At 66.3% G+C, this 7,821-nt stretch carries 6 protein-coding genes; 4 read left to right on the forward strand and 2 right to left on the reverse strand.

The window, feature by feature from the left end; genetic code table 11:
• From groEL to ychF, 3 genes are all read left to right on the forward strand, one after another.
• A partial coding sequence (groEL, locus tag ACT84W_RS07970; RefSeq protein WP_444328817.1) for a chaperonin GroEL occupies positions 1-940 on the forward strand: 940 nt, incomplete at its 5' end.
• Positions 941-1,136: 196 nt separating this feature from the next.
• Positions 1,137-2,432 carry a 4Fe-4S binding protein gene (locus tag ACT84W_RS07975; RefSeq protein WP_444328818.1) on the forward strand — a complete coding sequence of 432 codons (1,296 nt, stop codon included), beginning with the start codon at positions 1,137-1,139 and terminating at the stop codon, positions 2,430-2,432.
• 89 nt (positions 2,433-2,521) lie between these two features.
• Positions 2,522-3,598, forward strand: a complete 1,077-nt coding sequence (ychF, locus tag ACT84W_RS07980) for a redox-regulated ATPase YchF (RefSeq protein ID WP_417576167.1) — start codon at positions 2,522-2,524, stop codon at positions 3,596-3,598.
• 123 nt (positions 3,599-3,721) lie between these two features.
• Here ychF and ACT84W_RS07985 read toward each other — a convergent pair whose 3' ends face one another.
• The gene (locus tag ACT84W_RS07985) at positions 3,722-4,720 is read right to left on the reverse strand and encodes a serine hydrolase (protein ID WP_444328819.1); all 999 of its coding nucleotides are present in this window, start codon (positions 4,718-4,720) and stop codon (positions 3,722-3,724) included.
• Positions 4,721-4,778: 58 nt separating this feature from the next.
• Positions 4,779-6,353 (reverse strand): LCP family protein, encoded by a 1,575-nt coding sequence (locus tag ACT84W_RS07990; protein ID WP_444328820.1) that lies wholly within the window; start codon positions 6,351-6,353, stop codon positions 4,779-4,781.
• A gap of 217 nt (positions 6,354-6,570) precedes the next feature.
• On the opposite strand from ACT84W_RS07990, the gene guaA reads away from it, so the two are divergent.
• A partial coding sequence (gene guaA, locus ACT84W_RS07995; RefSeq protein ID WP_444328821.1) for a glutamine-hydrolyzing GMP synthase occupies positions 6,571-7,821 on the forward strand: 1,251 nt, incomplete at its 3' end.

The raw sequence follows: 7,821 nt of genomic DNA on the forward strand, positions 1-7,821 counted from the left end.
CCTCGAGGCCGTGCAGAAGCAGGGCTCCCCGCTGCTCATCATCGCTGAGGACGTCGACGGCGAGGCCCTGGCCACGCTGATCCTCAACAAGCTCCGCGGCGCCCTGAACGTCTGCGCCGTCAAGGCCCCCGGCTACGGCGACCGCCGCAAGCGCATGCTCGAGGACATCGCCATCCTGACCGGCGGCCAGGTGGCCATGAAGGAGCTCGGCATCAACCTCACCGACGTCACCGCCGAGATGCTCGGCCGCGCCAAGTCCGTCAAGATCACCAAGGACAACACCACCGTCGTGGGCGGCGCCGGCGCCAAGCAGGCCATCGACGAGCGCGTCAACCAGATCAAGGCCGAGATCGAGAACACCACCTCCGACTTCGACCGCGAGAAGCTCCAGGAGCGCCTCGCCAAGCTCTCCGGCGGTGTGGCCGTCATCAAGGCCGGCGCTGCGACCGAGTCCGAGCTCAAGGAGATCAAGCACCGCATCGAGGACGCCCTGCAGGCTACCCGCGCGGCCGTCGAGGAGGGCATCGTCGCCGGCGGCGGCGTCGCGTTCCTGACCGCTTCTTCCGCGCTCGACGCCGTCAAGACTGCTGATGCCGACGAGAAGATCGGCGTCGAGATCATCCGCAAGGCCCTTGCTGCGCCCGTGAAGAAGATCGCCGACAACGCCGGCTACGAGGGCTCCGTCGTCGCCGAGAAGATCAAGGCCATGCCCGCTGGCCAGGGCCTCGACTCCGCGACCGGCACCTACGGCGACATGATCGAGATGGGCGTGCTCGACCCGGTCAAGGTCGCCCGCGTCACGCTCCAGAACGCCGCTTCCATCGCCGGCCTGATCCTCATCACCGAGGCCACCGTTTCCGACGAGCCGAAGGACACCACCATCGAGGAGGCTATCTCCGCGGCGGCTGCCCAGGGCGGCCAGGGCGGTGGCATGTACTAATCGAGAAGCGATTCTCGGGCGGTAACGTAACCGCGCGGCGGCGGCCCCGCCAAGATGCGAGCGAGCACGCTCGGCACCTTGGCGGGGCCGCCGCTTTTTTGGATGCCGCTTCTTCGCAGGCCTTCTTTCCACGCCGGCCCGCGGCCTGCGCATCGCTACAATAAAAAAGTTGCTGCCGACCAGAGGGGAGACGACGGTGGCCGAAAAAAAGAGGGACTTCCTCGACGACTTGATCGACATCCAGAGCGACTTCCAGGCGCTCCAGAACCCGTTCGGCGACATCGCCGACTCGCTGGCCGCCGACCCGAGCCAGCGCAAGGTGTTCAACCCCGCCGACTACAAAGAGAAGCCTTTTGCGAACTCGAACCGCTGCCTGCGCACCGCGTCCGGCCGCGAGGACGTGTGCTCGCGCTGCATCGACGTCTGCCCGGTCGACGCCATCACCATCCACAAGCAGTCCGTGATCATCGGCGAGGACTGCCGCAAGTGCGGCCTGTGCGCCGCGGCCTGCCCGACCGAGACCATCAGCACGCGCCGCCACATGCCGCGCCAGGTCTACGATCAGATCGCCCGCGTCGCCTCGGCCTACGAGCAGTGCTACGTCACCTGCACCCGCGCGCTCAAGCGCCTGCCCAAGGGCAATGAGGTCGTGCTCGGCTGCGTGGGCGCGATCAGCCGCGACCTGTGGTTCTCGCTCATGGCCGACTACGACAACATCAGCGTCTACCTGCCCGTCGGCATCTGCGACCGCTGCAAGACCACGACGGGCGAGGAGTTCTACTGCGACGCCATCGGCACCGCGGAGGAGTGGGCGCAGGCTGGCCTCGGCCTCGTGGCCGACGAGTCCGAGATGACCCACGAGTACACGCGCGAGTACAAGCGCTCGCAGTTCATGAGCAGCGCCGTCACCTCCGCCGAGCGCCTCCTTACCCGCACGAACCCGGCGCTCGCCGGCGCGAAGGCCGTCGCGAACAAGATCTCGGCCCACGCGACCCGCCTCGACCAGCTCCAGCGCACGCTCGAGGGTGCCGTCGGCGCAAAGACCTCCAGCAACCGCCAGCGCATGCTCACCCAGAACCGCAAGCTCGTGATGGGTGCGCTGCAGCACGACGAGGGCCTGGCCAAGTTCATAGACCTCAAGGTGCCGGTGTGCGACGCGAGCAAGTGCACCATGTGCGGCGAGTGCGCCAAGGTCTGCACCACGCGCGCGCTCGACCTCGACGTTCACGGCCACATAACTATTCAAAGCTCCTACTGCGTGAGCTGCGAGGCGTGCGCAAAGGTCTGCGAGGACGGTGCGCTCGCCATGGAGCCCATGGACGTCCGTGAGCTCATCGTGCCCGACAAAGCTGCCGAGGAGGTCCGGCGCAAGAAGGCCCAGGCCAAGGCCGAGGCCCAGAAGTACATCGAGCAGGGAAAAAAGCAGCTCAACCGCGCCGCCAACGCCCTCGAGAGCCTCTCTGGCGACGATGCCTCGGCAAAGAAGAAGTAAGGTCCATCGTCCTCTTTCGCGCTTGGGACTTCGGCGAGCACAAAGGCTATACTCAGTACGTTTACCGCTCATTTCCAAAGGAGTCCCACGTGTCTTTATCCATCGGCATCGTCGGCCTGCCCAACGTCGGCAAGTCCACCCTCTTTACCGCGCTGACCAAGAAGGGCGGCCTCGCCGCGAACTACCCCTTCGCGACCATCGATCCCAACGTCGGCATCGTCGACGTGCCCGACGAGCGCCTCCAGAAGCTCGCCGACATCGTGCACCCGGGCCGCATCGTCCCCGCGACTGTCGAGTTCGTCGACATCGCCGGCCTGGTCAAGGGCGCGAACGAGGGTGAAGGCCTCGGCAACCAGTTCCTCGCGAACATCCGCGAGACCGACGCCATCTGCGAGGTCGTGCGTTACTTCAGCGACCCCAACGTCATGCGCGAGGTCGGCCGCACGGGCGACTTCGTCGACCCGGCGGGCGACGCGGACACGATCATGACCGAGCTCATCCTCGCCGACATCGGCACGCTCGAGAAGCAGCTCCCCAAGCTCGAGAAGGACTCCAAGCGCGATAAGGAGCTCGCCCCCAAGTTCAACGTCGCCAAGCGCCTCCTCGCGTGGCTGAACGACGGCAAGCGCGCCGCCACCATGGAGATGACCGACGACGAGCGCGCGGCCGCCAAGGGGCTCTTCCTACTCACGCTGAAGCCGATCCTCATGGTCGCCAACGTCGACGAGGATCAGCTCGGCGAGGACCTCGCGCCCATCGACGGCGTGAAGCCCATCCCCATCTGCGCCAAGGTCGAGGCCGAGCTCTCTGAGCTCGACGCCGACGAGGCCGCCGAGTACCTGGCCGACCTGGGGCTCCAGAAGTCCGGCCTCGAGACCCTTGCCCAGGAGGCCTACAAGCTCCTCGGCCTGCAGAGCTACTTCACCGCGGGCGAGATGGAGGTCAAGGCCTGGACTGTCCGCATCGGCGCGAAGGCCCCCGAGGCCGCCGGCGTCATCCACTCCGACTTCGAGCGCGGCTTCATCAAGGCAGAGGTCGCCAGCTACGAGGACTACGTCGAACTCGGCGGCGAGGCTGGCTGCAAGAACGCCGGCAAGCTCCGCATGGAGGGCAAGGACTACGTCGTCCAGGACGGCGACATCATGCACTTCCGCTTTAATGTCTAGGGTTTTGCGTCGCTAGTTCGGCTTGTGGCGGCAGGCTGGTCGGTCCGTGACCGACCAGCCTGTTCTGTATTCACAGGTTATCGTCCGCCTAAGCCCCGGAGTAGCCGCCCCGGCCCCGCTCGGCTACTCCAGCGCCCCGTAGACGGCCGCGGAGACCTGCGCCATCAGCGCGTTGGCGACGCCGTAGTCGAGGCCGCGGGTGAGCACGCAGATCACGTAGGGGTGCTCCGCGTAGACGATGCCGCCGTCGTGGCGGATGCCGTCCACGGTGCCGGTCTTGTGCCCGAAGGCGACGTCGGCGGGCAGGCCCTGGGCCAGCCCCTCGTCGTCCTCCTGGTCCAGCAAGAAGTCCTTGGCACGCTCGCAGGAGCCCTTGGACGCCAGCGTCCCGGAGGCCACCCGCTCCAGGATCCGGCACGCGTCGTTCGCACTGATCATGTTGAAGCTGCCGTCGTTGGCCGGCAGCATCAGCTTGTGCGCCAGGTTCGTCCCGCCGAGCCCCAGCTCAGTGGCTTTCTGTTGTATGGCCTCAACGCCCATGCGGCCGATGAGGACGTTCGTGCCCACGTTGTCGCTCACGGCGACCATCCGGTGCGCCACTTCGTCGAGGGTATACTCGCTGCCCACAGGGTCGTCCTGCATGGTGCCCGAACCGCCGACGACGTCGCCGCCGTCGAGCGTGTACGTCTCGTCCGCCAGCAGCTCGCCGGAGTCGACCTCGTCCAGGTACTCCGCGAGCACGAGCAGCTTGATCATGCTCGCCGACTGCATAGGCTCGTCGCCGTTGATGTCGATGCTCCCGCTGCCGTCGAGCATCCGAATGCTCACCGCCACGTTGTCGCCGTGACCGGAGATGATCCTTGCGACCGCGGCCTCTGTGCCGCTCATGTCCGTCACGACGGCGGGGGAGGTCTCCATCGCCGCGGTCTCCTGCTCGTCGGCGGCTAGCTGGACCGCGGCAGCCGCGGCCTGCACCTCCGCCGCGGCGGCAGCCGAGGCGGCGTCCACGGCAGCGTACCCTGCGCGGATCCCCGCCACGAGGAACGCCGCGAGGGCGAGGGATCCCCCCGCCACCGCGGCGTACTGCTTGTTCGATATCCCGTACTTTTGCGTTGAAGCCAAGTCTATAGCCGAATCCAATCCAAGCCCTTCTCAAACATCAGGGCGTTACCCGAAGGGCTTACTGCGCGTGATCGGAGCAGAGCACGACGATGACGTCGTAGTTCGTGGTCCAGGCGCCGGTGTTCTCGCTGACGTTCGACTCCGAGACCCCGAGCGTCTTTGCCACGCCGGCGGCCTTGGCCTTCGCCGCGTCGCCGTTGTAGTAGACCTTCGTCACGGTCTCGTTGCTGCTGTAAACGGACTCGTTGCACGAGAAACCGGCGCTGCCGAGTTTCTCGCTCGCGCGCGACGCAGCGCCGCTGACGCCGCTGGAGTTGACCACGTCGACGGAGCCGGTGTACGCGGGCTCGATGCCGAGGCTGCCGTTGCCGTCACCGGACCCGGAGCCGCTGCCCGCGGAGGCGTTGTCCGCCGTCCCCGTGCCGGAGCCGTCGCCCGACGAGGTCAGCGCGTCGGCGCCCGCCATCGTGCCGATGAGGCCCGAGGTCTGGTCCTCGGACTCGCTGTCCAGGGGTGGCTTGCCCTCCTTCACGCGGTCCATCATCTTTTGCCAGGCGGCCTCGTCGATCTTCTCGTACCAGGTGTTGTTGGTGTAGTAGCCGCTCGTGGGCTCCATACCGGAATACACGTTGTGCTCGACGTCGAGGTCCTTGAACTGCACCGCGAGGCCGAGGATGTCAGATATGTTGACGTCGGTGGTCACGCCGCCCGCGAGCTGCGAGACCGCGTTGGTCATGGTGGCGATGTCCAGCGTGAGGACCTTCTTTACGATGGCGGCGATGACCATGCGCTGGTTGGCCGCGCGGAAGACGTCGCCGTCGCCGTAGTCGTCGTAGGCGTGGCGGCTGCGCGCGAGGGCGAGCGCCTCGTCGCCGTTCAGGGTGTGCTCGCCGGCGGTCAGGTCGGCGCCGGAGTAGTCGTCCTTGATGTCGATCGGCAAATCGACGGTGATGCCGCCGATGGTGTCCACGATGCCCGCGAACTGCTCGAAGTCGACCTCGGCGTAGTGCGAGATGTCGACGCCGCAGAGCTTCTCGACGCACTTGATCATGTAGGAGGGGCCGCCGAGCGAGTAGGCCGCGTTGAGCTTCTGGGTGCCCGCGCCCATGTCGGACATGTCGGTCATCGTGTCGCGGTGGAGAGACACGAGCGTGACCTGCTGGCCCTTGGGGTCGATGCGTGCGAGGATGATGGAGTCGGCGCGGTAGTTGGACTCGTCGGCGCCGTACTCGGAGGACTCCATGCGCTCCTGCGACTTGTCGACGCCGAGTAGCAGCATGTAGAACGGGTCGTCGTACTGGACGCTGTCGGCCAGGAGCTCCTTGGTGTTCTTGTCCAGGCCGCTCGTGAGCTGGTTGTTGATCCCGCCGATGTACATGGCGAGCGCGCCGCCGCCGGCGAGCAGCACGCACAGCAGGCTGATGAGCACGCCGCGGACGACGATCTTCCTTTTGCGGTTCTTGCGCTTGCGCGTGTAGGCCTCGGCCCCGGCGGAGCGGGAAGGGACGTAAGAGGAGCCGGGCTCGGCTTTGCCGCGGCCCGCGCCGTGCCCCGCGCCGCGCGAGACCTTCTCTTCGTAGGCGTGACGGCTCTGGGCACCGGATTGGAACCCCTGGGATCTGTGGTCAGCCAAGACAGATCCTTTCGTGGAATGAGCGGTGCCAGCTGCCACCGCGGAGTTACAGACGCGCTAAATAATACGTAAGGGGCGTGTTCGCTGCGTGTAGGAGACGAAAAAAGCAGCTATCGACCAAAAATGCCCAACGTCCCTTAACGTATTATGCTGTGAATGCTTAACGCTTACATGTAGATCACGTCCACCCGCCCCTGCGGAGAAGACCGGAGGAACCATGACCGAGGCACAGCCCAAGCAGTTCGTCGCCGTTCTCGACTTTGGCGCCCAGTACGGGCAGCTGATCGCGCGCCGCGTGCGCGACCTCAACGTCTACTCGGAGATCGTCCCGTGCGACATTCCCGCCGACGAGCTCGCGGCCATGAAGCCGGCGGCGCTCATCCTCTCGGGCGGCCCCGCCTCCGTCAACGACCCCGAGGCCCCGCGCGTCGACCCCGGCATCTACGAGCTGGGCGTCCCCGTGCTCGGCTTCTGCTACGGCCACCAGATCACGGCTGTCACGCTGGGCGGCAAGGTCTTCCATCCCGAGGTCGGCGAGTACGGCCACGCCGAGCTCGAGCGCGAGGCCGGCAGCGCGCTGTTCAACAACACGCCGATGAAGCAGACCGTGTGGATGAGCCACTTCGACGCCGTCTGCGACGTGCCCGAGGGCTTTAAGGTGACCGCGCGCACCAAGGTCTGCCCCGTTGCCGCAATGGAGAACCCCGAGCGTAAGATCTACACCACCCAGTTCCATCCCGAGGTCAAGCACACCGAGTATGGCCAGCAGATCCTCTCGAACTTCCTCTTTGATATCTGCAAGCTCGAGAAGAACTGGTCCATGGACAACCTCGTCGAGACCATGACCCAGCAGTTCCGCGAGAAGGTCGGCGACAACCGCGTGATCCTCGCGCTTTCCGGCGGCGTCGACTCCTCCGTCGTGGCCGCGCTCGGCGCCCGCGCCATCGGCAAGCAGATGACCTGCGTCTTCATCAACCACGGCCTGCTGCGCAAAAACGAGCCCGAGCAGGTCGAGGAGGTCTTCACCAAGCAGTTCGACGTCGACTTCATCCACGTCCACGCCGAGGACCGCTACGCCGAGCTCCTGGCCGGCGTGACCGAGCCGGAGCAGAAGCGCCGCATCATCGGCACGCAGTTCTGGAAGGAGTTCTTCGCGGTCGCCCAGCAGCTCGAGACCGACGGCAAGCCCGTCAAGTACCTCGCCCAGGGCACCATCTACCCCGACATCATCGAGTCCGGCGCGCGCAAGACGGGCGGCAAGGCGAGCACCATCAAGAGCCACCACAACCTGATCCCGTTCCCCGAGGGCGTGAGCTTCGACCTCATCGAGCCGCTCGACCACTTCTTTAAGGACGAGGTCCGCGAGCTCGGCCTCGCGCTCGGCCTGCCCGCGCCCATCGTGTTCCGCCAGCCGTTCCCGGGCCCCGGCCGGGCCATACGCATCAACGGCGCGGGGGACCAAGAGAAG

It is taken from the genome of Paratractidigestivibacter sp. (assembly GCF_052362415.1).
In the GTDB taxonomy this organism is placed as follows: domain Bacteria; phylum Actinomycetota; class Coriobacteriia; order Coriobacteriales; family Atopobiaceae; genus Paratractidigestivibacter.